This window comes from Muricoccus radiodurans (genome assembly GCF_050154705.1).
Taxonomy (GTDB): domain Bacteria; phylum Pseudomonadota; class Alphaproteobacteria; order Acetobacterales; family Acetobacteraceae; genus Roseomonas; species Roseomonas radiodurans.
The window spans coordinates 70513-95484 of the sequence record NZ_CP189561.1; the positions used below are offsets into that span (position 1 = coordinate 70513).

22 protein-coding genes are annotated in these 24972 nt (G+C 72.7%); 14 read left to right on the plus strand and 8 right to left on the minus strand.

Annotated features, from left to right (window positions below; genetic code table 11):
* Nucleotides 1-38 precede the first annotated feature (38 nt).
* The 4 genes from ACP6CK_RS00380 (at nucleotide 39) to ACP6CK_RS00395 (ending at nucleotide 3572) form a co-directional block, all read left to right on the plus strand.
* The gene (locus tag ACP6CK_RS00380; protein WP_426956791.1) at nucleotides 39-611 is read left to right on the plus strand and encodes a ferritin-like domain-containing protein; all 573 of its coding nucleotides are present in this window, start codon (nucleotides 39-41) and stop codon (nucleotides 609-611) included.
* A 25-nt stretch (nucleotides 612-636) separates the two neighbouring features.
* Nucleotides 637-1146 (plus strand): ferritin-like domain-containing protein, encoded by a 510-nt coding sequence (locus ACP6CK_RS00385; protein ID WP_426956792.1) that lies wholly within the window; start codon nucleotides 637-639, stop codon nucleotides 1144-1146.
* Between the two features lie 133 nt (nucleotides 1147-1279).
* The gene (locus ACP6CK_RS00390; RefSeq protein ID WP_426956793.1) at nucleotides 1280-2482 is read left to right on the plus strand and encodes a Zn-dependent hydrolase; all 1203 of its coding nucleotides are present in this window, start codon (nucleotides 1280-1282) and stop codon (nucleotides 2480-2482) included.
* A 112-nt stretch (nucleotides 2483-2594) separates the two neighbouring features.
* Nucleotides 2595-3572 carry a Bug family tripartite tricarboxylate transporter substrate binding protein gene (locus ACP6CK_RS00395; protein WP_426956794.1) on the plus strand — a complete coding sequence of 326 codons (978 nt, stop codon included), beginning with the start codon at nucleotides 2595-2597 and terminating at the stop codon, nucleotides 3570-3572.
* 9 nt (nucleotides 3573-3581) lie between these two features.
* On the opposite strand, the gene ACP6CK_RS00400 is transcribed toward ACP6CK_RS00395, so the two are convergent.
* Both ACP6CK_RS00400 and ACP6CK_RS00405 read right to left on the minus strand, forming a co-directional pair.
* Complete coding sequence (locus ACP6CK_RS00400; protein WP_426956795.1) at nucleotides 3582-4865, minus strand: O-antigen ligase family protein; 1284 nt, start codon at nucleotides 4863-4865, stop codon at nucleotides 3582-3584.
* A 7-nt stretch (nucleotides 4866-4872) separates the two neighbouring features.
* A complete protein-coding gene (locus tag ACP6CK_RS00405; RefSeq protein WP_426956796.1) occupies nucleotides 4873-6279 on the minus strand; it encodes an aspartate aminotransferase family protein in 1407 nt (468 codons plus the stop codon).
* Nucleotides 6280-6463: 184 nt separating this feature from the next.
* Between ACP6CK_RS00405 and ACP6CK_RS00410 the strand changes: the two genes are divergently transcribed.
* The 5 genes from ACP6CK_RS00410 to ACP6CK_RS00430 all read left to right on the plus strand — a co-directional run bounded on the left by ACP6CK_RS00410 (nucleotide 6464) and on the right by ACP6CK_RS00430 (nucleotide 13384).
* The gene (locus tag ACP6CK_RS00410) at nucleotides 6464-7042 is read left to right on the plus strand and encodes a DUF2585 family protein (RefSeq protein ID WP_426956797.1); all 579 of its coding nucleotides are present in this window, start codon (nucleotides 6464-6466) and stop codon (nucleotides 7040-7042) included.
* 57 nt (nucleotides 7043-7099) lie between these two features.
* On the plus strand, nucleotides 7100-9424 hold the full coding sequence (locus ACP6CK_RS00415; RefSeq protein ID WP_426956798.1) for a molybdopterin-dependent oxidoreductase: 2325 nt from the start codon (nucleotides 7100-7102) through the stop codon (nucleotides 9422-9424).
* Nucleotides 9421-11097 (plus strand): PhoX family protein, encoded by a 1677-nt coding sequence (locus ACP6CK_RS00420; protein WP_426956799.1) that lies wholly within the window; start codon nucleotides 9421-9423, stop codon nucleotides 11095-11097. Before ACP6CK_RS00415 ends, ACP6CK_RS00420 begins: the two co-directional genes overlap by 4 nt.
* 77 nt (nucleotides 11098-11174) lie before the next feature.
* On the plus strand, nucleotides 11175-13115 hold the full coding sequence (locus ACP6CK_RS00425) for a PhoX family protein (protein ID WP_426956800.1): 1941 nt from the start codon (nucleotides 11175-11177) through the stop codon (nucleotides 13113-13115).
* A 2-nt stretch (nucleotides 13116-13117) separates the two neighbouring features.
* The gene (locus ACP6CK_RS00430) at nucleotides 13118-13384 is read left to right on the plus strand and encodes a hypothetical protein (protein WP_426956801.1); all 267 of its coding nucleotides are present in this window, start codon (nucleotides 13118-13120) and stop codon (nucleotides 13382-13384) included.
* A gap of 7 nt (nucleotides 13385-13391) precedes the next feature.
* On the opposite strand, the gene ACP6CK_RS00435 is transcribed toward ACP6CK_RS00430, so the two are convergent.
* The 5 genes from ACP6CK_RS00435 to ACP6CK_RS00455 are packed head-to-tail and all read right to left on the minus strand — an operon-like array spanning nucleotide 13392 to nucleotide 18521.
* Entirely contained in the window at nucleotides 13392-14222 is an 831-nt protein-coding gene (locus ACP6CK_RS00435) for an ABC transporter permease (protein ID WP_426956802.1), read from the minus strand.
* Nucleotides 14219-15154, minus strand: a complete 936-nt coding sequence (locus ACP6CK_RS00440) for an ABC transporter permease (RefSeq protein WP_426956803.1) — start codon at nucleotides 15152-15154, stop codon at nucleotides 14219-14221. Before ACP6CK_RS00440 ends, ACP6CK_RS00435 begins: the two co-directional genes overlap by 4 nt.
* Nucleotides 15155-15169: 15 nt before the next feature.
* The gene (locus ACP6CK_RS00445) at nucleotides 15170-16834 is read right to left on the minus strand and encodes a peptide ABC transporter substrate-binding protein (protein WP_426956804.1); all 1665 of its coding nucleotides are present in this window, start codon (nucleotides 16832-16834) and stop codon (nucleotides 15170-15172) included.
* The gene (locus ACP6CK_RS00450) at nucleotides 16824-17771 is read right to left on the minus strand and encodes an alpha/beta fold hydrolase (RefSeq protein ID WP_426956805.1); all 948 of its coding nucleotides are present in this window, start codon (nucleotides 17769-17771) and stop codon (nucleotides 16824-16826) included. Before ACP6CK_RS00450 ends, ACP6CK_RS00445 begins: the two co-directional genes overlap by 11 nt.
* A gap of 27 nt (nucleotides 17772-17798) precedes the next feature.
* Entirely contained in the window at nucleotides 17799-18521 is a 723-nt protein-coding gene (locus ACP6CK_RS00455) for an orotate phosphoribosyltransferase (RefSeq protein WP_426956806.1), read from the minus strand.
* A 63-nt stretch (nucleotides 18522-18584) separates the two neighbouring features.
* Between ACP6CK_RS00455 and ACP6CK_RS00460 the strand changes: the two genes are divergently transcribed.
* Nucleotides 18585-19595 carry a mitochondrial fission ELM1 family protein gene (locus ACP6CK_RS00460; protein WP_426956807.1) on the plus strand — a complete coding sequence of 337 codons (1011 nt, stop codon included), beginning with the start codon at nucleotides 18585-18587 and terminating at the stop codon, nucleotides 19593-19595.
* Between the two features lie 129 nt (nucleotides 19596-19724).
* Here ACP6CK_RS00460 and ACP6CK_RS00465 read toward each other — a convergent pair whose 3' ends face one another.
* The gene (locus ACP6CK_RS00465; protein ID WP_426956808.1) at nucleotides 19725-21017 is read right to left on the minus strand and encodes an NAD(P)/FAD-dependent oxidoreductase; all 1293 of its coding nucleotides are present in this window, start codon (nucleotides 21015-21017) and stop codon (nucleotides 19725-19727) included.
* A 153-nt stretch (nucleotides 21018-21170) separates the two neighbouring features.
* Here ACP6CK_RS00465 and ACP6CK_RS00470 point away from each other — a divergent pair, with 153 nt between their 5' ends.
* The 4 genes from ACP6CK_RS00470 to sugE all read left to right on the plus strand — a co-directional run bounded on the left by ACP6CK_RS00470 (nucleotide 21171) and on the right by sugE (nucleotide 24965).
* Nucleotides 21171-23135, plus strand: a complete 1965-nt coding sequence (locus ACP6CK_RS00470) for a PAS domain S-box protein (protein ID WP_426956809.1) — start codon at nucleotides 21171-21173, stop codon at nucleotides 23133-23135.
* Between the two features lie 70 nt (nucleotides 23136-23205).
* Nucleotides 23206-24276, plus strand: coding sequence for a tartrate dehydrogenase (locus ACP6CK_RS00475; protein WP_426956810.1), 1071 nt, complete (start codon nucleotides 23206-23208; stop codon nucleotides 24274-24276).
* Between the two features lie 115 nt (nucleotides 24277-24391).
* Nucleotides 24392-24631 carry a hypothetical protein gene (locus ACP6CK_RS00480; RefSeq protein WP_426956811.1) on the plus strand — a complete coding sequence of 80 codons (240 nt, stop codon included), beginning with the start codon at nucleotides 24392-24394 and terminating at the stop codon, nucleotides 24629-24631.
* A 13-nt stretch (nucleotides 24632-24644) separates the two neighbouring features.
* Nucleotides 24645-24965, plus strand: a complete 321-nt coding sequence (gene sugE / locus ACP6CK_RS00485) for a quaternary ammonium compound efflux SMR transporter SugE (RefSeq protein WP_426956812.1) — start codon at nucleotides 24645-24647, stop codon at nucleotides 24963-24965.
* Nucleotides 24966-24972 lie beyond the last annotated feature (7 nt).

The window sequence follows — 24972 nt, forward strand, 5'->3', positions numbered from 1 at the left end:
GCGGCGCTTTCAGATTCCACTATTCCGGAGAATGTCACATGGCTGGCCTCAAGGAGATGCTCGTCGATCAGCTCAAGGACGCCCACAGCGCCGAGCGGCAGGCGATCCAGGCGATGAAGAAGGCCCTGCGCAACACGTCCGAGCCCCAGCTCCGCCAGGGGATCGAGGCGCACATCGCCCAGAGCGAGGAGCAGCGCGAGCGGGTGGAGCAGGCGCTCGAGATCGCGGGCGCGAAGGCCGGCCGCAAGGTCTGCGAGGCGATGCGCGGCCTGGTGGAGGAAGCGCAGCACGAGATGGAGGAGCAGGAGGAGAAGGGTCCGGTGATGGACCTCGTCATCATCGCCGCCCAGCAGCGCATCGAGCACTACGAGATCGCCGCCTACGGCACGATGGCGGAGCTGGCCAAGGCGACGGGCCAGCAGGAGATCGCCGAGCTGCTCGGCCGCACGCTGCAGGAGGAAAAGGCGCAGGACGAGGCGCTGACCGAGGTGACCCGCAGCGCCGTCCTGCCCGCAGCCCTGGCCGAGGAGAACGGCGAGGGCGAGGAGGAGGGCGAGGAGGCCCCCGCCGCGAAGCGCGGCGCCGCCCGCAAGCCCGCCGGCAAGCGCTGACCGAGGACAGGTAGAGGAGATCCTGATGTCCGAGAGCTACCGTGACACCTACGTCACCGGGCTGGTGAACGCCCGCGCGCTGGAGACCCAGGCGATCCAGCTTCTCTCCCGCCAGGTGGAGCGGCTGGAGAACTATCCGGAGGTGGAGGCGGCGCTTCGCCGCCACATCACCGAGAGCGAGCAGCAGCGGGACCGGCTCGACGGCATCCTGTCCGCGCTCGGGACTTCCGCATCCGGCGTGAAGGATCTCTTCACCGGACTGATGGGGAACGTGGCGGCGCTGGCCCATGCGCCGATGCAGGACGAGATCCTGAAGAACTCGCTCGCGAACTACGCCTTCGAGCACTTCGAGATCGCTTCCTACAAGTCGCTGCTGACGCTCGCCGAGCTGGCGGGCGACACGCAGGGGCCGACCGCCCTCCAGCAATCGCTCGCGGAGGAGCAGCGCATGGCACAGTGGTGCGAGGACAACCTCGACGCGATCGTGCGGAAATACGCGACGCTCACCGCCCAGGGCGCGAAGGCCGGCGTCTGACAGGCCGGGAAAGGACCTGATCCGGCGGGGCCGACGCGTCCACCCCGCCGGTCGGGACTAGCCGAAGGCGGGGGGCCTGGGACATACCTGGGCCCCCGCGCGACCTTTTCCGCACCGCGCGGCGAAGGAGCGCATGACGATGCAGGTGGACACCGACGCCTTTCTCTCCGACCTGCACGAGCTGCGCCGGATCGGCGCCTTCAAGACCGGCGTGCATCGCCCCACCTACAGCCCGGAGGACATGGAATCCCGCCGCTGGCTGATGGCGAAGATGGAGGCGTATGGCCTGAAGCCGGAGATGGACGGGATCGGCAACGTGCTGGGGCGCCATCCCGGCAACGGGCCGCGCCTGCTCGCCGGAAGCCATATCGAGAGCCAGAACGAGGCGGGCTGGCTCGACGGCGCGCTGGGCGTCGTCTCGGCGCTGCACCTCGCCAGATCGGGCCTGCCCGTGGACGTCGTCGCCTTCGCGGATGAGGAGGGGCACTACGGCGGCTTCATCGGCAGCCGCTCCTTCACCGGGTTGCTGGAGGAGGCGGAGATCGACCGCCTGTCCAACCGCTACCACGGCAAGCCGCTGCGCCAGGCGCTGGAGGAGGCCGGGCTGGCCGGCCGCAAGCGGATGCAGTTCGAGCCCGGCCGCTATAAGGCCTTCCTGGAGATGCACATCGAGCAGGGCCGCGACCTGGAGGGGAACGGCCTGCGGATCGGCGTGGTCACGGGTATCGTCGCCATCTGGCAGTGGAAGATCACCATCACGGGCCAGCAGAACCACGCCGGCACGACCACCATGGCCGAGCGTCGCGACGCCGGCCTGACGATGGTCCGACTGCTCGCGATGATCGATCAGGAATTCCCGCGCCACTGCGCCGAGCGCACGGTGTGGACAACGGGCCGCATCCTGATGACCCCGAACGCCCAGTCCATCATCCCCGGCACGGCCGAGGTGATGTTCCAGTACCGCGACGTGGACCGCGCCGTGCTGGACCGGCTGGAGATCGCGCTGCGCCGCTGCGTTGCCGAGAGCAACCGGCGCGAGCGCTGCCCCGCGGTGCTGGAGGCGGTGTCGAAGGCGGTGCCCGCCCTCTGCGACGATGGGCTGCAGGAGGCGCTGGCGGGCGCCGCGGAGGCGCTGACGCCGGGCGGTTGGCAGCGCATGCCCTCCGGCGCCGGGCACGACGCGCAGTACATGGCGCCGCACATCCCCTCCGCGATGCTCTTCGTCCCCTCGATCAACGGCATCAGCCACCACTGGACGGAGAACACGTCGGACGCCGACCTCGCGCTCGGGATGCGCGTGCTGGCCGAGGGGGCACGGCGGGCTCTGGCAGCCTGATAGGGCGTCGTCCCGTCCCCGCTTGACCACCGCGGGGACGGGCCGGATCGTTCCGGCGACGGAGCCGGGATGCCCGCGCGGCGGGCCGGAGAGCTCCCCGGAGGAATGTCCGATGATGCTCTCCTCGCGCGCTCGCGCCGGATTTCTGCTCGCGCTCCTGGCCATGGCCCCCTGCAGTGGGGCGGTGGCGCAATCCTACCCCTCGCGTCCCGTGCGGATGCTCGTCGGCTACCCGCCGGGCGGGACCTCCGACATCGTCGGCCGCGCCGTGGCCGGCAAGCTGGGGGAGGCGCTGGGACAGCCGGTCGTCGTCGAGAACCGGGGTGGTGCCGCGGGCCTGCTCGCGACGCTCGCGGCGGCGCAGGCACCGGCGGACGGGTACACGATCCTGCTGACCGCGTCCGACTTCACCATCATCCCCGGGCTGCAACGCACGCCGCGCTACGATCCGGTGCGGGATTTCATGCCGGTCGGGCGGGTCATCACCTATCCCCATGTGCTGGTGGCCTCGCTCGGCTCCGGCGTGACCTCCGTGGCGGAACTGATCGCGCAGGCGCGGGCCTGGCCGGGGGCGATCAACTACGCCTCCGGCGGCAGCGGCGGCAGCAACCACGTCTCGGGGGAATGGTTCCGGCTGCGGGCCGGGATCGACATCACCCACGTGCCCTATCGCGGCAATGGGCCGGCTATCGCGGACCTGCTGACGAACCGGGTGCAGCTTCTCTTCACGTCCATGGGGCCGGTGGACGCGCTGGTGCGGGGACGGGAGCTTCGCGCGGTCGCCGTGACCGGGCCGAACCGGCTGCGGACCGCGCCGGACATCCCCACGGTCAGCGAGAGCGGCCTGCCGGGCTACGACTTCATCAACTGGTACGGGCTGAGCGTCGTCGCCGGCACGCCGGAGCCGGTGGTCGCCCGGCTGCACGCGGCGCTGGTGCAGGCCATGGCCACGCCGGAGGTGCAGGCAGGGCTCGCGAGCCTCGGCGGCGACCTGACGGTCGGCACGCCGGCCGAGTTCGGCGCCCTGATCCGGGAGGAGATCGGCCGCTGGCACCAGCTGGTGCAGGCGACCGGCCTCCAGATCGAGTAAGCGTCCGGCCTAAAGCCGGCGCCCCGCCAGCCCCATGGCCAGGGCCGCGGCCAGGGCTTGGGACGCCACCCACCAGGGTTGCCACACCCCGAAGGAGGCGAGGAAAGTGACGGCGGCCGAGGCAAGGACGCCGAAGGCCACCGGCCCCGACCCCCAGGCGAGCGCGAGGACCAGCAGCCCCGCCAGGATCAGGCCGGGCCAGCCGAGTTCCAGCGCGATCTGGAGCGCGCCGTTGTGGGGGTGCAGCGGCATCCGCTCCACGCCCGGTGTCCGCGACCAGTCGATCCGCTCCCGCTGCGTCACGCCCAGCCGGGCGAGTGAGGCGGGGGAGGGGTTGTCGTGCCCGCCGGGAATGGCGCGGCTCGCCTCCATCCCCCAGCCCGTCAGGGGCTTCTCGGCCGCCCGCTCGATCGCGAAGTCCCAGATCAGCAGACGGTGCAGGCCGGACAGGTTGGCGCGTCCCGCGACCTCCGGGTTCAGGACCATCGGCATGAGCAGGGGCGCGGCGACCAGCGCCGCCGCGGCCGCCGTGCCGAGCAGGGCAGAGGCTGCCCGCCCGGCCACGGCCACGAGGCCCGCCGCGGCCAGTCCCGCCACCGCCGCGACCTTCGCCGTGTCCCCGGGCAGGATCAGGATCACCGCGGCCCCGGCGGCCGCGATGAGCCAGCGCCAGACACCGCGGATCGGCAGGGCGAGGACCAGCGGCAGCAGCAGCGCCATGACGGAGGCGGCGGGCTTCAACCCGAATTCGAGGCCCGGCCGGGTGGCCGAAAGCCCGCGCACCGCCATCCGCAGGCCCTGTCCCGTGAGGTGGTCCAGCGCGGCCGCGAGGAGCCCCGCCGCCAGCCCGCCCACCACCGCCCAGCCGAGGACCCGGCGGGCGCGCCAGCCATCCTCCAGCGCCGCCCGCCCGGCGGCGGAGGCGAGCAGGGCCAGCCCCGCCAGCGTCCCGGCCGCGGCGAGCGCCGCGCGCTGATCCGGTGCCCAGGCGGCGGAGGCGGCGCCCCAGGCCGCGAGGGCGAGCGCCATCCAGACGGCCGGCCCGCCGGGCCAGGGCCAGACCCGTGCCTCCCGCCGGTGCGCGATGACGGCCAGCAGCATCGTGACGATCGCGATGGGCGCCATGGCCTTTGATTGCAGCACGGCCGCGGTCGGCGCGATGGCGGCGCCGACGGCCAGCGGCAGGCAGGGCGCCCGCCACCAGGCGCGGGATCCGCCGTGCAGCGCGCCCAGGCCGGGACGGTCTCCGTAGTCGCTGGACCAGGCGATGCCGGTCCGGGACGCCTCGCTCATGGCGGCGTCAGGCGGCGGGCCGCGCCTCTCGCGCGATCTCGTCCGTCAGCGTGCCGAGCGCCCGGCCGAAGATGTCGAGCATCGCGTCCACCTCCGCCTCCGACATGATGATCGGGGGCGAGAAGGCGACCGTGTCGTTCGGCAGGGCGCGCAGGATCAGGCCCTCGGCCTCGCACGCCTTGACGAGGCGCGCGGCGACCCTCCGGGCAGGGTCGAAGCCGCGGCGGTCGGCGCGGTCCTCGGCCAGCTCGACGGCGGCGACCATGCCGATGCCGCGCACCTCGCCGACCAGCGGATGGTCGCCGCAGAGGGCGCGCAGCCCCGATTGCAGTCGGGCACCGACGCGGGTGGCGTGCTCCTCCAACCCCATCTCGTCATAGATCTTCAGCGTCTCCACCCCGACGGCGGCGGAGACGGGATGGCCGGAATAGGTGAAGCCGTGCCCCCAGGTGCCGATGCTCTCCGATCCGGCGGCGAGCGCCTGATAGACCCGCTCGTTCACCATCACGGCCGAGATCGGCAGGAAGGACGAGGAGAGCGCCTTCGCGCAGGTCAGGATGTCCGGCTGGATGTCCAGCGCCTGGCAGCCCCAGTAGCGGCCGGTGCGGCCGAAGCCGCAGATCACCTCGTCCGCCACCATCAGCACGTCGTGGCGGCGCAGCACGGCCTGGATCTTCGGGAAGTAGCCGCGGGGCGGGACGATCACGCCGCCCGCGCCCATCACCGGCTCGGCGAAGAAGGCGGCGACGGTGTCCGGGCCCTCCGCCAGGATCATCGCCTCCAGCTCCTCGGCGAGGCGGGTGGAGAAGGCGTCCTCGTCCTCCCCCGGCCGGGCCTCGTGGTAGTGGTGGGGCGTGCCTGCGTGCAGGATGCCGGGGATCGGCAGGTCGAAGAGCCGGTGGTTGTTCGGCAGGCCGGTCAGCGAGGCCGAGGCAACGGTGACGCCGTGATAGCCCTTCAGCCGGGAGATGATCTTCTTCTTGTTCGGACGGCCCAGCGCGTTGTTCACGTACCAGATCATCTTCACCGCGCTGTCGTTCGCCTCCGACCCGGAATTGGCGAAGAAGACCTTGCTCATCGGCACGGGCGCGCGGGCGATCAGCATCTCGGCCAGCTCGACCATCGGCTCGTGCCCGCGGCCGGTGAAGCCGTGGTAGAAGGGCAGGCGGCGCATCTGCCGCGTCGCGGCCTCCACCAGCCGCTCGTTGTCGAAGCCGAGGCTGGCGCACCAGAGCCCGGCCATGCCGTCGATGTAGCCGCGCCCCGCCTCGTCGAAGACCCGCACGCCCTCGCCCCGCACGATCATCAGGGGGCCCTCGGAGCGGTGTGCCACGAGGTTGGTGTAGGGGTGCAGCACGTTGGCGATGTCACGGGCCGAGAGGGAATTGGCGCCGTGGCGGGGATGCTGGGTCATCGGGCGGTCCGGGAAGGGCGGAAAGGGGCCGCAACCTAGAGCAGATCGCCCCGCCGCGCATGCGGGCAAAACGTGTTTCGCGGGGCCGTTCCCGGCAGGGCTGATGGCCGGGCGGCGCATGCGGTCCGGGACCGGCCGGTCCGGGGGCCGTGCCTCAGGACGCGGAGCGTGGCAGGCAGGGGGCATGGCCGCCCTCGCACGCCCCCGATTCCTCTGGCCCGCCGCCATCCTGTTCCTGGCCGCCGGGATGGCGGGGGTGCTGCTCGCGATGGGGCGGGAGCCGATCTGCGCCTGCGGGACGGTGAGGCTCTGGCATGGGGCGGTGAACAGCCCCGAGAACTCTCAGCATCTGGCGGACTGGTACAGCCCGTCGCACCTCATCCACGGGCTGCTCTTCTATGCGGCGCTGCGAGCGGTCCTGCCCCGCGCGCCGCTCGGCGCCCGGGCCCTGATCGCCTCCCTGGTGGAGGCCGCCTGGGAGGTCGCGGAGAACACGGACGCCGTGATCCGCCGCTACCGGGAGGCCACGATGGCGCTCGGCTACACCGGGGACAGCGTGGTGAACTCGGTGGCGGACCTCGGCTGGATGCTGGCGGGGTTCTGGTTGGCCTCCCGCCTGCCCGCCTGGGCCTCGGTCGTGCTCGGGGTCGTGCTGGAGTTGGTCGCCCTGGCCGTGATCCGGGACAACCTGGCCCTGAATGTGATCATGCTGCTCTGGCCCGTGCCGGCGATCCGGGACTGGCAGGCCGGGCTGGGCGGATAACGCCGGGTTGGACGCCCGCCGCCCTTCGCGCCATCTTCCGGCCGCCGGAGAGTACCGATGACCGAGATCAAGCCGCACGCCGCCCACTGGGGCTATTTCGACGCCGTCGTGGAGGGGGATCGGGTCACCGCCGTGCGCCCCTTCGCGCGCGATCCCTTCCCGGGAACCCTCATTCAGTCGATCCCGGACGTGGTGCACGCCCCCAGCCGGGTGGACCGGCCCTATGCCCGCCAGGGCTGGCTGCGCGGGGAGCGGCGGGGCGCCACCCGCGGCACCGACCCCTTCGTCCCTCTCTCCTGGGACGAGGCGACGCGACTGGTGGCGGAAGAGACGCGGCGCGTGCGGGCGGAGCACGGGGATGACGCGATCCTCGGCGGCTCCTATGGCTGGTCCTCGGCGGGGCGGTTCCACCACGCGCGGTCGCAGCTTCACCGCTTCCTCGGGCTGGGGGGCGGTTACGTCTCGCAGGTCACGAACTACTCCTTCGGCGCTGGCATGACGCTCATGCCGCACATCCTCGGCACGAACGACCCGGTGACCGGACCCGCGACGGACTGGGCCAGCATCACCCGGCACGCGAGGCTCATGCTCTGCTTCGGCGGGCTGCCGCTGAAGAACGGGCTGGTCACGGCCGGCGGGGCGGGCGCGCACGAATACGTGCCGCTGATGCAGAAGGCGGCCGCGGCGGGGCTGCGTTTCGTGAACCTCTCCCCGTTCCGCGGGGATTGCGCGGCCTTCCTCGACGCCGAATGGGTGCCGGTCCGGCCGGGCGGCGACACGGCGATGATCCTGGCGATGATCCAGGCGATCGCCGCGGCGGGTCTGGAGGATCGCGGCTTCCTGGAGCGCGGCGCCGTCGGCTGGGACCGGTTGCGCGCCTATGTCATGGGGGAGGCCGACGGGGTCGCGAAGACGCCGGAATGGGCGGAGCCGCTCTGCGACGTGCCGGCCGGGACGATCCGCGCCCTGGCGCTGTCTGCCGCCCGCACCCCGACCATGCTGACCGCCACCTGGTCCATCCAGCGCGCGGAGCACGGGGAGCAGCCCTGGTGGGCCCTTGTCGCCCTGGCGGCGGTGCTCGGGAACATCGGCAAGCCGGGGCAGGGGATCGCCTTCGGCTACGGCAGCATCAACGGCATGGGCACGCCGCGGCAGGAGTTGCCGAGCGTGAACCTGCCCGCCACGCGCAACCCGGTCACCACCTCCATCCCCGTCGCCCGCGTGACGGAGCTGCTGGAGAGCCCGGGCTCCATTCTGTCCTACAACGGGCGCGACACGGTGCTGCCCGACATCCGCATGGTCTACTGGTGCGGCGGCAATCCCTTCCACCACCACCAGGACCTCAACCGCCTGGCCCGCGCCTTCTCGCGGCCGGAGACGATCGTGGTCTCGGAGCCCTGGTGGACCTCGCTCGCGCGCCACGCCGACATCGTGCTGCCGGCGACGACGACGCTCGAGCGGAATGACATCGCCTCCTCCTCCCGCGACCGCTTCGTGCGCGCCATGCACAAGGCGGTGCCGGCGCAGGGGCTGGCCCGGAACGACCACGACGCCTTCGCCGATATCGCGGACGCGCTCGGCTACCGCGAGCGCTTCACCGAGCAGCGGAACGAGGAGGCCTGGCTGCGCAGCCTTTACGATCGCTGGCGGCGCGCCTGCGGCAGCTTCGGCGTGGAGGTGCCGGACTTCGACCGCTTCTGGGCCGAGGGCCATGTCGAGTTCGAAGCGCCGCGGGAGGAGTTCACCAACTTCGCCGACTTCGCGCAGGACCCGGCCGCCGCGCCGCTCGCCACGCCCTCGGGCAAGGTGGAGCTCTTCTCCGAGACGATCGCGGGCTTCGGCTACGCCGAGACTCCCGGCCACGCCGTCTGGACGGCGCCGCGGGAATGGCTGGGCGGCGGCACGTCCCGCTACCCGCTCCATCTCCTCTCCTACCAGCCGGCGACGCGGTTGCACGGGCAGCTCGATCCCGGGCGCGTGGCGCAGGCGGACAAGATCCAGGGGCGCGAGCCGATCCGCATGAACCCGGCCGACGCCGCCGCGCGCGGCCTGGAAGACGGGCAGATCGTGCGGGTTCATAACGACCGCGGCGCATGCCTCGGCGGGCTGGTCGTGACGGAGGACATCCGCCCGGGCGTCGTCGCCATGGCGACCGGCGCCTGGTGGGACCCGCAGGTGGTGAACGGTGAGCCGCTCTGCGTCCACGGCAACCCGAACGTGCTCACCCAGGATGTCGGGACGTCCCGCCTGGGGCAGGGCTGCGCGGCGCAGTCCTGCCTCGTGGAGGTGGCCGCCTGGACCGGCCCGCTGCCGGAGGTGACCGTCCACCGTCCGCCGCCGATGGTGCCCTCGCAGTCCCAGGCTGCCCCGGCCGGCGAATGAGCGGCGATCCGTCCGGGGAGGCCGGGCATTCCGGCCACGGGCGGGGCCTGTCCGCCGGGGAGACGCGGCGTCGCCTGCTCGGCGCGGCCGCCGGTCTCGCATCGCCGCTCCCGGCCCTGACCGGTGCGGTCATCGTCGCGGCGCCCGGCTCCGCGGCGGCCCAGGCCACGTCGCTTGACCTGCGCCCGGCCGTGCTGCCGCTGAAGGAGGACGACACGGTCGCGCCGGGCTACGCGCGCGACCTGCTCATCCGCTGGGGCGACCGCGTCACCGCGGACGCGCCGCCCTGGAACCCGCGACAGCCGAACGCGGCGGCGGCGGAGACGCAGTTCGGCTGGGACGGGCGGATCGTGGACATCGTCCCCGTGCCGGCCGCGGCCGACGCGGTCCCGCGCGCCCTCCTGGCCGTGGCGCACCCGACGGTGGACCCGGCGATGGCGTTTCCCGGCGGGGTGGACCGCCCGGCCGTGGCCGCCGCCATGCAGGGCGCGTCGCTGCTCAACATTGAGCGCCAGGGCGATCGCTGGCTGGTGGTGGATGGGGGCTACCAGTCCCGGCGGCTGACCGCGAACACGCTCTGCCGGGTTTCCGGGCCGGCGGCCGGCGGGCTGGGCGGCGCCGTGCGGGGCCTCCTGAATGTCACCGGGGGCTGCACCACGCCCTGGGGCACCCTGCTGCTGACCGAGGGCGAGCCGCGCGGCTGGCTGACGCGCCTGCAGGGTTGGGAAGGGCGCTTCGCCGATCCCCTCGGCTTCGGCTGGATGGTCGAGCTGGACCCGATGGACCCGGGCGCGGTGCCGGTGAAGCGCACCGCCCTCGGGCGCTTCCCGCACGGGGATGCGGTGGCGGCGCTGACCCGGGATGGGCGTGCCGTGGTGTACATGTCCGATCACCGCGCCGCGGGCCATCTGATGCGCTTCACCTCCCACGGGCCCGCGCGGGGGACGGATGCGCTGGACCGCGGCGTGCTGGCCGTCGCCGTGCTGGAGGGGGAGCGCCTGCGCTGGGCGGACCTGCCGGACGGCGCAGACGCCCTCCTCGATCCGTCGGCCCTGGCGGGCCGGCAGGGAGCGCCGCCGCCTTTCGATCTCCCATCCGGCCTCGCGCTTGGCCCCAATGGGGGGCGCCTGACGCTGGCGTGCCGCGGCCAGCCGGGTGGGGGCGAGCCCGGCGGGTCCGCCGGCGGCCGTCCCCGAGCGGGCGGCGTCCTTCAGGTCATGCCCGCCGGCGGCGACCATGGCGCTGACACGGCGCTGCTGCGCCCCCTCCTGACGGGCGGCTATCCCGGGCGCTTCTCGCCCATTGGCACCACCTGGCCCGAGCATCCCGACACCGTCGTGCTGGACGGAAACGGGCGGGCCTGGATCGGCACCGACCGCGGCGGGCGGATCGGCGGCGCGCCGGACGGCCTTTTCGGCTGCGACACGGAGGGGCCGGGGCGCGGCCTTCCCCTGCCGCTGTACGGGGCGCCCCGCGGCGCGGCCGTAGGCGGGTCGGCCCTGTCGCCGGACGGGACCGCGCTCTTCGCGGTGGTGCGGACGCCCGGGGCCGAGCCCGGAGCCTCCTGGGATCGGCCAGGAACGCGCTGGCCCGGCTTCGACGGGAACCAGCCGCCCCGCACGGCGCTGGTGGCCTTCAGCCGGCTGCGCGGGGGCCCGGTGGGCGGGGCTTAACCGGGGTTTCATGCGCCCGGCCTTGCCGCCGCCGGAGGCGGCTGGGACGATGTCCGCACCAAGAGGGGGATGCGGGCGTGGGCGAGATCGAGGACATCGGCAGCAATCCTTCGCCGCGCGACCCCATCCGGGCGGTGATCCGGCGCCGCATGACGCGCCGGGCCGCCTTGCGCGGCCTGACCGGCGCCGCGGCCGGGGCGGTGCTCGCGCAGGATCTGGTGGGAGAGGCGCTGGCCCAGGTGGCGTCGGCGGTGCCGGCCTCGGGGCTCGCCTTCCCGGAGGTCGCGCACCAGGACAGCAAGTCCCCGGGCCAGGCAGCGCCGGAGGGCTACGAGATCCAGACGGTGATCCGCTGGGGCGACCCGGTCCTGGCCGATGCGCCGGCCTTCGATCCCGCGAGCCAGAGCGCGGCCTCCCAGGCCGCCCAGTTCGGCTACAACAACGACTACCTCGACTTCTTCCCGTTGCCGAAGGGGAGCGGGTCCTCGGATCGCGGGCTGCTCGTGGTGAACCACGAGTACAGCAACACGAACCTGATGTTCCCCGGCATCGGGGAGGGCCGCGGCGCCCGCCTGCGCTCCAACGCCGAGCAGGTGGCCGTGGAGATGTGCGCGCACGGGATGAGCGTGGTGGAGGTCGCGCGGCGTGGCGGCACCTGGGTGTCCGTGCCGGGCGGCGCGCAGAACCGGCGCATCACCATGCACACGCCGATGCGGGTCAGCGGCCCCGCCGCGGGTCATCCGCGCCTGCGCACCAACGCCGACCCGACCGGGATGAGGGTCCTGGGCACGCTGAACAACTGCGCCGGCGGCAACACGCCCTGGGGCACGGTCCTGACCGCCGAGGAGAACATCAACTACTACTTCGGGGGCGAGGCGGCGGAGGCGGGCGAGCAGCGCGCGCACTACCGCCGCTACGGCATCATCAAGGACTCCCAGTACGCGTGGCGCCGCTTCGAGGCGCGCTTCGACCTCGACCAGGAGCCGAACGAGCCGAACCGCTTCGGCTGGGTGGTGGAGTTCGATCCCTACGACCCGAACTCCGTCCCGGTGAAGCGCACCGCCATGGGCCGCTTCAAGCACGAGGGGGCGACGCACGCCGTCTCCGCCGACGGGCGCGTCGCCTTCTACATGGGGGACGACGAGCGCAATGAGTACGTCTACCGCTTCGTGACCGCGCGCCCCTGGAACCGCGATGACCCCGCCGCGAACCGGGACCTGCTCGATGAGGGCACGCTCTCCGTGGCGCGCTTCCACGATGACGGGCGGATGGAGTGGTTGCCGCTGGCCCACGGCACCGGGCCGCTGACCGAGGCGAACGGCTTCGCCAACCAGGCGGACGTGGTGATCGAGGCGCGCCGCGCTGCCGACCTGCTCGGCGCCACGCCGATGGACCGGCCGGAGGACGTGGAGACGAACCCCGTCAACGGCCGCGTTTACGCGATGCTGACGAACAACAACCGCCGCACGGCCGAGCGCGCCCGCGGCCCCAATCCCCGCGCCGACAACCGCCACGGCCAGGTGCTGGAGATCATCCCGCCCGGCGCCGGCACGGACCGGGTGGACCACGCCGCGAGCGAGGGGCGGTGGGAGCTGTTCCTGGTGGCCGGCGATCCCAAGCGGCACACCGGCGCGTCCTACCACCAGGGCATCACCGAGAATGGTTGGCTGACCTGCCCTGATAACGTGACCTTCGACAGCAAGGGGCGGATCTGGATCTCGACCGACAGTTCGGAGGTCGGCGGGATCACGGACGGCATCTGGGCGGCGGAGACGGCGGGGCCCGTGCGCGGCCTGACGCGCTGCTTCTACCAGGCGCCCGCGGGGGCTGAGGTCTGCGGCCCGCGCTTCACGCCCGACAACCGGACGCTCTTCCTGGCCATCCAGCACCCAGGGGAGGGTCGCGGCAGCACCTTCGAGACGCCGAGCACCCGCTGGCCCGACTTCGTGGAGGGCATGCCGCCACGGCCTTCCATCATCGCCATCGTCAAGCGGGACGGAGGCGAGATCGGGAGCTGAGGATGTCGGGCTGGCATCCGATCGAGACCGCGCCGCGCGACGGAACACGGGTGGACCTGTGGATCCGGGCGAGTTACGCGCCTCATGACCGCCCGCCCCAGGGCTATCGCGTGACGGATGCGCAGTGGTCCCCGACCTCGGGCTGGGTGCAGGTCATCGATGCCGGCAGCGATGCGGGCGGCACGCGCCCGCTGGAGTATGACGGGCCGGGCGCGTTCATCGACGCAACCCATTGGCGGCCGATCCCGGACGGTCCCGACGCCGATTGATTCCGGTTCAGGGCCCGGTTCGCGTCCGTACCCCGTCCGCCACCAGCATCGCCCCCGCGACCGCGAGCGCGATGCACAGCCCCGGCCACACCGCCGCCCCGGGGGCCGACAGGACGAGGTCCTGCGCGTTCGCCAGCATGTTCCCCCAGGACGCGGCCGGCGGCTGGATGCCGAGGCCGAGGAAGGAGAGCGTGCTCTCCGCCAGGATGGCGCCACCCACCGCGAGCGACGCGGCCACCGCGACCGGGGCGGTCAGGGACGGCACGACGTGGCGCCAGAGAAGGCGCCCCTCGGTCACGCCCAGCGCGCGGGCGGCGCGGACATGGTCGCGCGAGAGGGTGGTCAGCGCCGCCGCCCGCGACAGCCGCGCCACCCCCATCCAGCCGAAGAGCGCGAGGATGACGACGATCCGCGCGATGTCCGTCCCCGCCCCGCCGCGCGGGAGCCCGAGCGCCCCCGGGTCCATCGCCGCCAGCAGCACGAGGATCGGCAGGGCCGGCAGCGCGAGCAGACCGTCTGCGAGGCGCATGATCGCCGCGTCCAACCAGCCCCCGCGCCAGGCCGCCATCACCCCGGCGAGCAGCCCGATTCCGGTGGAGGCGAGGGCGGCCGCGACCCCCACCGCCAGCGACACGCGCGCCCCGGACAGCAGCCGCGCCAGCACGTCGCGGCCCAGGTCGTCGGTGCCCAGCGGGTGCTCGGGGGAGGGTGCGGCGTGGCGGGCGAGAAGATCCTGCGCTTCTGGATCAATCCCGAGGGCGGCGGTGATCCAGGGGGACAGCAGCGCCGCCAACGCCAGGGCACCCAGCAGCAGCAGGCCCAGCCGCAGCCGCGTCACGCCGCGAGCCGCGGGTCGAGGGCGCGCTGCGCGAGGTCGGCCGCCAGCGTGGCCAGCATCGTGACCGCCGCGACGAGCATCAGCGCGAGGAGCGCGAGATTGTAGTCGTTGCCCATCACGGCGTCGGTCAGCAGCTTGCCCATGCCGGGGCGGGCGAAGACCGTCTCGGTGATGAGCGCGCCGGAGACGAGCGCCCCGGCATCGAGCGCGATAAGAGAGAGCAGCGGAACCGACGCATTGGGCAGGGCGTGGCGGAAGGCGATGCGCGCCTCGCCCGCGCCGCGGGCGCGACCGGCGGTGATCCAGGGGGCCCGCAGAACCTCCGCCATCGCCGCGGCGGTGTGGCGGGCATAGGCGGCGAGGTGGGTGATCGCGAGCGTCACGACGGGCAGGATGAGGAAGCGCGCGGCCTCCCAGCCGCCCTCCTCCGCGCTGCCGCCGGCGGGGAGCCAGCCGAGCGTCACGGCGAAGACGATGATCAGCAGGATGCCGAGCCAGAAGGAGGGCAGCGCCTGCGACACGAGCGCCAGCCCGTCCACCGGCCCGCGCCAGCGCGGCCGCAGCGCCGCCAGCATCCCGGAGGCGACGCCCAGCCCCGCCGCCAGCGCCAGGGCCGTGCCGAGCAGGATCAGGCTGCCGCGCAGCGCCGGCCCCAGCATCTCCACCGCCGGCCGGGCGTAGAGGCGGGAATATCCGAACTCCCCGTGCAGCACGCCCCCGGCCCAGGCCGCCCAGCGAGAGAGGACGGGCTGGTCCAGCCCGTGCAGCGCCCGCAGCCGGGCCGCGTCCTCCGGTCCCAGTCGCGGATCGGCCATGATCGCCAGCGAGATCGGATCCCCTGGCATCGCCCCGATCGCGAGATAGGCGAGAAGGGAGAGGATCGCGAGCGTCAGCGCGATCTGCGGCAGCCGCCAGGCGATCAGCCGAAGCATGCTAGCGCCGGCACGTCACCGGACCCGCCACTCCGTCACCCAGAGGGAGGAGGGGTACTGGTTCCCGGTCGGCCGGACGCCGTCCAGCCAGGTTGGCCAGATATGGGCGTCGGCACGGTGCCACAGCGGCAGGGCGGGCAGGTCGCGGTGGGTGATGGCCTGCAGCCGCGCCCACATCGGGCGTCGGCGCTCGGCGTCCAGCTCCTGCGGCAGCGCCTCCAGCAACGCGTCCATCTCCGGATTGGAATAGCCGGGGTAGTTCTGGCCGGACCAGTTGGTGGCGGCGGTGGGGATTTCTTCGGAGTGGAGGGTCGTGCGCGGCACGCTCTCCGGGGCGCTGATCCAGGCGAACATCGCGGCGCCCTGGAAGCGGCGCTGGGACAGGGATTCGGAGAAGAGGACGCGCGGGGGCTGGTTGACGATCCGCGCCTCCACCCCGGCGGCGCGCCACATGCCCTGGATGACCTGCTGGACCTGTTCCCGCGTGCGGGCGCCGGATGTGGTCATCAGGTCGAAGGTCAGGCGCTCGCCGGCCGCGTTGCGGCGAATGCCATCGGGGCCAGGGCGCCAGCCCGCTTCCTCCAGCAGCGCCTGGGCGCGCGGCAGGTCGAAGGGCCAGGGGGCGAGGCTGCGATCCACCATCGGGTCATCCGGGTGGATGGATGTGGCGGCGACAGGCTGCCGCCCGTCGAACAGGGAATGGACGATGCGCGGCCGGTCGATCGCCAGCATCAGCGCCTGCCGCACGCGGACATCCGACAGGATCGGGTTGTCCAGCCTGAGGTCCAGGTGTTCCCATACCAGGCCGGGGCGGTAGTTGAACTGGAAGCGGTTGCGGGTGCGGCGCTCCAGCGCGATCGCCTGCTCCAGCGCGAGGCCCATCTCGCCGGAGATCATGTCCACCTGCCCCGCGAGGAGCTGTGCCTCCAGCGCGGCGGAGTTCTCGACGACGCGGATGTTGATGCGGCGGAAGGCGGGGGCGGGGCCGGCCCAGGCGGCGTTGCGCTCCAGCGTCACGCCCGCGCCGGGCTGCACCGCCGTGATGCGGTAGGGACCGTTCCACAGGGCGGGGGTCGCGGTCTCCGTGTCATAGGCGGTGCGGGTGCGGTAGTTGCGGCGGTCCGCTTCCCAGCGGGCGCGCTCCACATGGGCGGGAAGGGGCTCGAAGTTCCCGGCCGAACCCGCGTCGAAGCTGACGCGGTCGAAGCGCAGCGTGACGGTGCGGGGGTCGCTGCTCTGGAATTCATAGGCGCGGCGGTAGAACTCGGCGGCGCCGAAGCCGGTCTCGAAGGCGCGGCCGGCTTCCCAGGCGAAGCGCAGGTCGTCGGCGGTGACGGGGCGGCCGTCGCCCCAGCGCAGGTCCTCCCGCAGGCGCCAGGTGACGCGCATGCCCGGCTTGCCGTCCGGCGTCGTCTCCAGCACGACGCCGCCGTTCTCGATCGTCGGAAAGGTCTCGCAACCCAGACAGAGCGGGCGCCAATCCGGGCCATAGGCGGTCAGCGGCACGCGGGCGAAGCCAAGGACGTAGGTCTTCGCCAGCATCGCCTCGATGTTCGGGTGGAAGGTGCTGGGCGCCTGGGAGATGCCGATGGTCAGGGTGTCGCGCGCCGGCTGCGCCTGGGCAGCCGGCGCGAGCAGCGCGAGGAGGAGCGCGGCCCGCCGCACGCGCTCAGCCCGCATGCCGCCCGATGAAGTCGAGCACCGCCGCGTTGAAGGCCCGCGGCTGCTCCCAGTGCGCGGCGTGACCGGCCTCGGACAGAATGACCAGCTCGCTGTTCGGGATGGCCTCCGCGTACATGCGGTAGATGGAGGGCGGCGCCCAGAGGTCGGAATCCCCGCCCAGCAGCAGGGTCGGCACGCGCAGCGCGCGCAGGGCGGCCCAGGTGATCTCGTTCGTGACCCGCTGGTTCACCCGGCGGCCGGACAGGGCGAGGTGCTCCAGCTCCAGCCAGCGGGCCGTACCCTCCGGGTTTGCGGCGCGATAGGAAGGGCCGACCTCCCGGAAAGGCGCCGGCATCTCCGCGAAGCCGCGCGGCCGCAGGGAGTTGCTGAGCGCGACATACTCCGGATCCCGCAGCCCCATGATGGTGCAGGCGAGCGTCAGGCTGCGGAGACGGTTGCTGCGGGAAATCGCGAAGTCCGTCGCCACGATGGCCCCGGCCGCCGAGCCGACCGCGTGGAAGCGGTCGATGCGCAGATGGTCCATCAGGCGTTCGAGATCGTCCGAGGCCGAGCCGGGATCGTTCTCCGGCCCCGCGTCGGAGCCGAGATAGCCGCGGCGGGAATAGGCGATCACCCGGTATCCGGCATGGGGGAAGACCTGCTCCTGGTAGCCCCACATCGCGTGGCTGCCGGTGCCGGGATGCAGCAGGACAATGACCTGCCCGTCGCCGCCGGTGTCCCAGTATTCCAGCGCGGCGCCGGGCAGGGGTGCGCGGGCCTTCGGAAAGGGCGTCGGCGGCGGCAGCGGCTGGCGCATAGCGTCGGACGCGTTGCGATCGGTGGGGGAGGCGGCGCGCGCCTCGCCCGGTGCCGCGGTCGCGGCCCCCATGCCCAGCGCGGCGCCCGCCGTCAGCAGCCCGCGCCGCCCCGGATCGCCCGTCCGTCCATCCGCCATATCACCGCCTCCCGCATGTTGTTCGGACTACGCCTCGATGCCCTTGCGCGCGGCTTCCTCGGCGGTGCCGATGCCGCCATGGGCCTTCGACCAGTCCATCGGGTTCTCCAGGAAGCGCCGGACCTCGCGCAGCGCCTCCTCGGCGAAGTAGGGGCGCTCGCGGCACACCTCCAGCACGTCCCACCAGGTGCAGAGGTGGTGGAGCTGCAGGTTCATGGTCTTCATCGTCTCGAAGGCACCGGGGAAGACGCCGTAGAAGAAGACGACGAAGGTGTGGTCGCAGATCGCGCCGGCGTCGCGCAGCGCCTGGGCGAAGCGGATCTTGCTGCCGCCGTCGGTCGTCAGGTCCTCCACCAGCAGGGTGCGCTTGCCCTCCGGCACGTCGCCCTCGATCTGGGCGTTGCGGCCGAAGCCCTTCGGCTTCTTTCGCACATAGGCCATCGGCGCCATCATCCGGTCGGCGATCCAGGCGGCGAAGGGGATGCCCGCCGTCTCGCCGCCCGCCACGGCCTCGATCGTCTCGAAGCCGATGTGGCGGCCGATCTTCTCCGCGGCCAGGTCGCTGATCACCCGCCGGGCCCGGGGGAAGTAGATGATGCGGCGGCAATCGATGTAGACGGGGCTCTTCCAGCCCGACGTGAAGGTGTAGGGCTCCTCCGGCCGGAAGTTGACCGCCTTGATCTCCAGCAGGATGCGCGCGGTGGTCAGCGCGGCGTCGCGGTCCCAGTCGGAGGCGTGTTGCAGAGCCATGGGCGGTCCTTTGCGGCGCGTCGATCCTTCCTTCCTGCCTAGCCGCAGAGGGCCGCCGCGTCCATGAGCGGCGGCGAGCGCGTCTGGGTCCTGGCCGATCCCCGGGCCGGCACCGCCGCCCAGGCGATCGGCATCGCGGAGCGGCTGGGCGAGCCGTTCCGGACCATCCCGCTGGAATGGGGGCCGCTGGCTCGCCTGCCGATCCCATGGCCGAGCCTGGCGGGGCTCACGCCCCCGGCGAGGGACGCGCTGCTCGCCGGGGCGATGGAGGGCAGGCCAGCGGTGCCGCCTGGCGCCCGGCCGCGCGTCTTGTCGCGCTGGCCCGATCTGGTGATCTCCGCGGGCCGGCGCTCCGGCCCCGTGTCGCGGTGGCTGCGCCGGCGCGGGGCCCGGACGGTCCATTGCATGCGGCCGGGTTCCGGTGCCGCGGATTTCGACCTGCTGGTCATCGGGCGCCATGACGCGCCGGCACCGGCGCCGAACGTGCTGCCGATCCTCGGCGCCTGCCATCGCCTCTCCCCGGCGCGGCTGGAAGCGGCCCGGGCGGAATTCCCAGCGCTGGCAGACCTGCCGGCGCCGCGCGTGGCGCTCCTGGTCGGCGGGCCGGTCAGGGGGGAGGGGATGCCGCCGAACAAGGCCGACCGGCTGATGAGCGATGTCCTGCGCCGCTATCCCTCGGCGGGTCTGATGCTGACCACCAGCCGCCGGACCGGCGAGGCCGCCACGGCGGTCATCGCGGCGGCGCTGGCGGGCAGGGCACATCGCCTGTTCCGCTGGGGCGAGGCGGGGGCCAATCCCTATGCCGGATTCCTCGCCTGGGCGGATGCGGTGGTGGTCACGGGGGACAGCGTCTCCATGCTGTCGGAAGCCTGTGCGACCGCCGTCCCCGTGCTGGTGGCCACGCAGGAGGCGGGCCGGCATGCGGCGCTGGTCCAGTCGTTGTATGACGCTGGACAGGCCTGGCCCCTGTCGGGCGTTCCGGGGAACGTTGCCCGGCAACCCCTCGACGAAAGCGGCCGGGTTGCCGGCGAGATCGTCGCGCGTGGCTGGCTGGCCGATGCCGGCGGAACCTGAACGCTTCCCCCTGAACGGCTGCTTCCAGCCGGGCCGATCGCGGACGGAGGCGCCGCCCGGGGATGGCATGCGCGTCGAGGTCGGCACGTTGACCTGATTGCGGGCGGGGCAGGACGCACCGACCCGTCCTCACTCCAGCCGCACGCGCGGCTTCGCCATGCGATGCAGCGCCCCGGCCAGCCAGACGAGCGGCACGCGCCAGTGGTGGATCACCCACTGGTACTGCCGGTACAGCGCGGCATAGCTCCACTGGGCCAGCCGCCCCTCGATGAAGCCGCCGGGAAAGAGCCCGAGCCGCCCGAGGCTGCCGAAGGCGTCGTAATCCCCGAGCGAGACGAGCGATCCCCGCGGCTTGTAGGTGAAGGGCGCCAGCGTCCCCCCGGCGAGGTAGCCCGGCAGGATCCCGGCCAGGTGCGCCGCCTCCTGGTGCGCCACCTGGGCCGTGGCGGGAAGGGGGCGTTGCTGCCCCTCTGGGATCAGGGCGGCGCAGTCGCCGAGGGCGAAGATCCGCGGGTCGTCGCGCGTCCGCAGGGTCGGCTCGACCAGCAGGCGGCCGGCACGGTCAGTGGACAGCCCGTCCAGGCCCCGCGTCACGGAGGGCGCCCGCACGCCCGCCGCCCAGACCCGCAGCGCAGCCTCGATCCGCCGGCCGTCCTTCAGCGTGACACCGGTCTCGTCCACGGCGGAGACGGCGCTGTTCGTCAGCACCTCCACCCCCAGCCGCCGCAGCACCCGGTCCGCCTCCGCCGAGACCTTCTCGGGCAGGGCGGAGAGGATGCGTGGCGCCGCCTCGATGAGGGTGATCCGGAGGCGTTCCCGCAGCCCCGGAAGTCCGTAGCCCTCCGCCAGCTCCAGCGCCTGGTGGAGTTCGGCGGAGAGTTCCACCCCCGTCGCGCCCGCGCCGACGACGGCGATGGAGACGGGCCGGTGGGACGGGTCGTCCAGGGACCGGATCACCTCCCGCCGCAGGGCGGTGTAGAAGCGGTCCGCCTGGTCCCGGCTGTCGATGAAGGCGGCATGTTCCAGCACGCCGGGCGTGCCGAAATCGTCGGCGTGGCTGCCGATCGCGAGCACGAGCGTGTCGTAGGGCAGCATCGTCGTGACCTCGTCCTGCCCCTGCGCGTCCTGCACCGTGCCGAGGGTGACGGTCCGCTCCGCCCGGTCGAGGGCACGAAGGATGCCGGGGCGGTAGGTGAAGCCGACCCGGCGGGCGTGGGCGAGGTAGGTGACCTCCTCCTCCGCGGTGTCGAGCGTGCCGGCGGCCACCTGGTGCAGCCGTGGCTTCCAGACATAGGATCCGGCCCGGTCCACCAGCGTCACGGCCAGACCATGCCGCCGCGACCGGCGCGACAGCCGCGTTGCCAGATCGAGCCCGGCAGCCCCGCCGCCCACCACCAGCACCCTGTGCGGCGCCTCCGACATGATCCCGCGCCTCCGGCCAAGGGAAGGTTGCGGGAAGCCTGCATCCGCCGCCAGCCCGAACCGCGCGGCCTGCATATCCCATGTTGGTGCACGGCTCTGTGATCCGTGATAGTTTTCGGCCGATCCATACGGAAGAGGAGCCGGGAAAGGCCGATGCGGGATGACCGCCGCGTGATGGAGCCGGACGGCACCCGCGGACCCATGGCCTCGGGGTTGGGCTTCCTGGAAGGCGCGGGCGGGACCGGCGCGCTGGTCCGCGCGCTGGATTGGGACAGTTGCCCCCTCGGCCCTCCGTCCGGCTGGTCGGCCACGCTGCGCTGTGCCCTCGGCATCGCCATGCCGTCCCGGGCCCAGATCGCCCTCTTCTGGGGGCCGGACTACGTCGCCCTGTACAACGACGCCTACGCCCCCACGATCGGGGACAAGCATCCCCGCGCCCTCGGCCGTCCAGCCCGGGAGAGCTGGGGGGAGCTGTGGGACACGCTCGGCCCCCTGCTGGACGGGGTCTGGCGGAGCGGCGAGACCTTCAGCGCGAAGGACCACCCCTTCCTCATCGAGCGCCACGGCTACCTGGAGGAGGTGTTCTTCGACATCTCCTACTCCGCCGTGCACGAGCACGACGCGGTCGCCGGCGTGATCTGCGTGGTGAACGAGACGACCGGCCGGGTGCAGGGCGAGCGCCGGCTGCGCAGCCTGCGCGCGACCGGCCTGCTGCTCTCGGGCGCCGAGACGGTGGAGGCGGCCTGCTGCGGCGCGCTCTCGGCGCTGGCGGCGGAGAACCCGGCCGACCTGCCCTGGGCGCGCCTGCTCCTGGCCGGAGAGGGCGGGCTGGTGGAGGTCGCCTCGCACGGCACGGCGCCCGCGCTGCCCTCCATGGAGCGGCTGCGGACCATCCTCGCGGCGGGCACCGCGGCGGAGCTGGAGCTGGGGAGTCCTGATGGGGCAGCCCGCGCGCTGGTGCTGCCGCTGACGGCGGCGGGCGGCGTGGCCGGGCTGCTCGTGGCGGGGCTGAACCCGCATCTGCGGCTCGCGGGCGAGTATGGCGGTTACCTCGGGCTGCTCGCCGGTCAGATCTCGCTCGCCCTGACCCGCCTGCGGCGCCAGGAGGAGGAGCGGCGCTCCGCCCAGATCCTGCGGGAGGGCGAGGCGCGCTTCCGCAACATGGCGGACCATGCCCCCGTCATGGTCTGGGTGACGGACGAGGCGGGCCGCTGCACCTTCCTGAGCCGCCGCTGGTACGACTTCACCGGGCAGACGCCGGAAAGCGGGCTCGGCCTCGGCTGGCTGGACGCGGTGCATCCGGACGACGCGCCGGCCACCGAGCGGACCTTCCGCCTGGCCACGGAGGCGCAGGCCGCGTTCCAGGTCGAGTACCGGCTGCGGGCGGTGAACGGTCGGCATCACTGGGTGATCGACGCCGCCGCGCCGCGCTTCGAGGATGGGCGCTTCTCGGGCTTCGTCGGATCGGTGCTGGACATTCAGGACCGCCGCATGGCCGAGGAGGCGCGGGAGCTGCTGACCCGGGAGCTGTCGCACCGGATCAAGAACATTTTCCAGATCGCCGGCGGGCTCGCCGTGCTGACCGCGCGGGGCGAGGCGGCGGCCGAGGCCTTCGCGCGACGTCTGCAGGAGCGGCTGCGCGCCCTGTCCCTGGCACACGATTTCATCCGCCCGGAGTTGATCGGTGCGCCGTCTCCCGGCCTGCTGTCGGAGGCGCCGACGGTGCACGGCCTGCTGCGGCTGCTGATGGCTCCCTATCGCGAGGGCGGGCAGGACCGAGTGACCCTGGAGGGGCAGGACCGCCCCCTGGGCTATGCCGCGGCGAACGCGCTCGCTCTCACGCTGCACGAGCAGGCGACGAACGCGATGAAGTACGGCGCGCTGTCCGTGCCCGGTGGCCAGGTGCGCGTCACGACGCGGGTGGAGGGCGACCGCTTCGTCCTCGAATGGTCCGAGCGGGGCGGGCCCGCGGTGGCCATGCCGTCGCGCCAGGGCTTCGGAACGGCGCTGGCGGCCCGCAACATCGCCGGTCAGCTCAAGGGGCGCCTGGAGCATGACTGGCGGGCGGAGGGGCTGATCGTGCGGCTGGACCTGCCGCTGGACGCGCTGCCGCACTGAACGGCCCGGACGGGGGCTTGCCCTTCGCCGCCGCCGGAGGCACCACCCGGTCCGGCGGAGGAGAGCCCAGATGGCGCGCAGCTACCGGATCGCGGTGATCCCCGGCGACGGGATCGGGCAGGAGACGACGCCGGAAGGGCTGCGCGTGCTGGAAGCCGCGGCGCGCCGCTTCGGCTTCGACCTGCAGCTGACCCACTACGACTGGTCCTGCGAAACCTACGTGAAGACCGGCAAGATGATGCCGGATGACGGGCTGGATCAGCTCCGCGCCCATGACAGCGTCTTCCTCGGCGCGGTGGGCTGGCCGGGCGTGCCGGATCACGTCTCACTCTGGGGCCTGCTGATCCCGATGCGTCGGGAGTTCGACCAGTACATCTCCCTGCGGCCCTGCCGGCTGATGCCGGGCGTGCGCTCGCCCCTGGCGAACCGCAAGCCCGAGGAGATCGACTTCGTCGTGGTCCGGGAGAACACGGAGGGCGAGTACTCCTCCTCCGGCGGGCGGATGTTCCGCGGCACGGAGCGCGAGTTCGTCTCGCAGGAGAGCGTCTTCACGCGCACCGGCTGCGACCGGGTGATGAAGTACGCCTTCGAGCTGGCGATGAAGCGCCCGCGGCGGAAGGTGACCTCCGCCACCAAGTCCAACGGCATCACCTTCACCATGCCATACTGGGACGAGCGTTTCGCCGAGATGGCGAAGAACTATCCCGGCGTCATGACGGACCAGTTCCACATCGATATCCTCTGCGCGCATTTCGTGCAGCACCCGGACTGGTTCGACGTGGTGGTCGGATCGAACCTGTTCGGGGACATTCTGTCCGACCTCGGGCCGGCGGTAGCGGGCTCCATCGGCATCGCGCCCTCCGCGAACATCAACCCGGAGCGGAAGCATCCCTCGATGTTCGAGCCGGTGCATGGCAGCGCGCCCGACATCGCGGGGAAGGGAATCGCGAATCCGATCGCCCAGATCTGGTCCGGCGCGCTGATGCTGGAACACCTGGGAGAGACCGAGGCCGCCGCCGCCATCACCGACGCGATCGAGACGCTTCTCGCCGAGGGCGGGCCGCGCACGCGTGACCTGGGTGGTCAGGCGGGCACGGTGGAAGTGGGGCAGGCTCTCGCAGAGGCCATCGCGCGCGGCTGAACCGTTGCCGCATGGCGGGATTCGCTTCTTGTGCCGTCGCGCAAGGACCGGTATAACTCGACTTGTTGTTGCGATCAATTCTCAACAACATCTCAGTACGAGGGATGGTGATCGGATGGGGCGCGACTTCAGCTATATCACCCGGAACTGCGAGCGCGCCGTCGTGACCGCCTATCGCGAGTTGCGGGACGTCGGGAGCACCGACTTCTCCGCTTTCGGGGCCTGCACGGCGCTGTATCGCATTCACCACCCCGAGGCCTCGGTGAACGAGGCGCGGCGCCTGGTTGCGGAGTGGATCGACCACCACGTCGTCCGCGCCGATCCCGGGCCGACTGATGGCTGCGATTGCGACTGATTCTTAACGACTCTTGGCCTGGGCCTATCTGATCCTTGCCGGGCTGCTGGAGGTCGTCTGGGCCTTCGCGCTGAAGCAGTCCGCGGGCTTCTCCCGTCTTCTTCCCTCCATCATCACGGTCGTCGCGGCGGCGGCCAGCTTCTGGCTGCTGGCGCTGGCGATGCGCGGCCTGCCGCTCGGCACGGCTTATGCCATCTGGACCGGGATCGGGGCGCTGGGCGCCTTCATCGTCGGCATCGTCGTGCTGGGTGAGGGAATGGGCGCGCTCCGGCTCGCGAGCGCCGCCTTGATCCTCGCCGGGCTGATCGGGTTGAAGCTTTCCTCCTCGGAATAGACGGGAG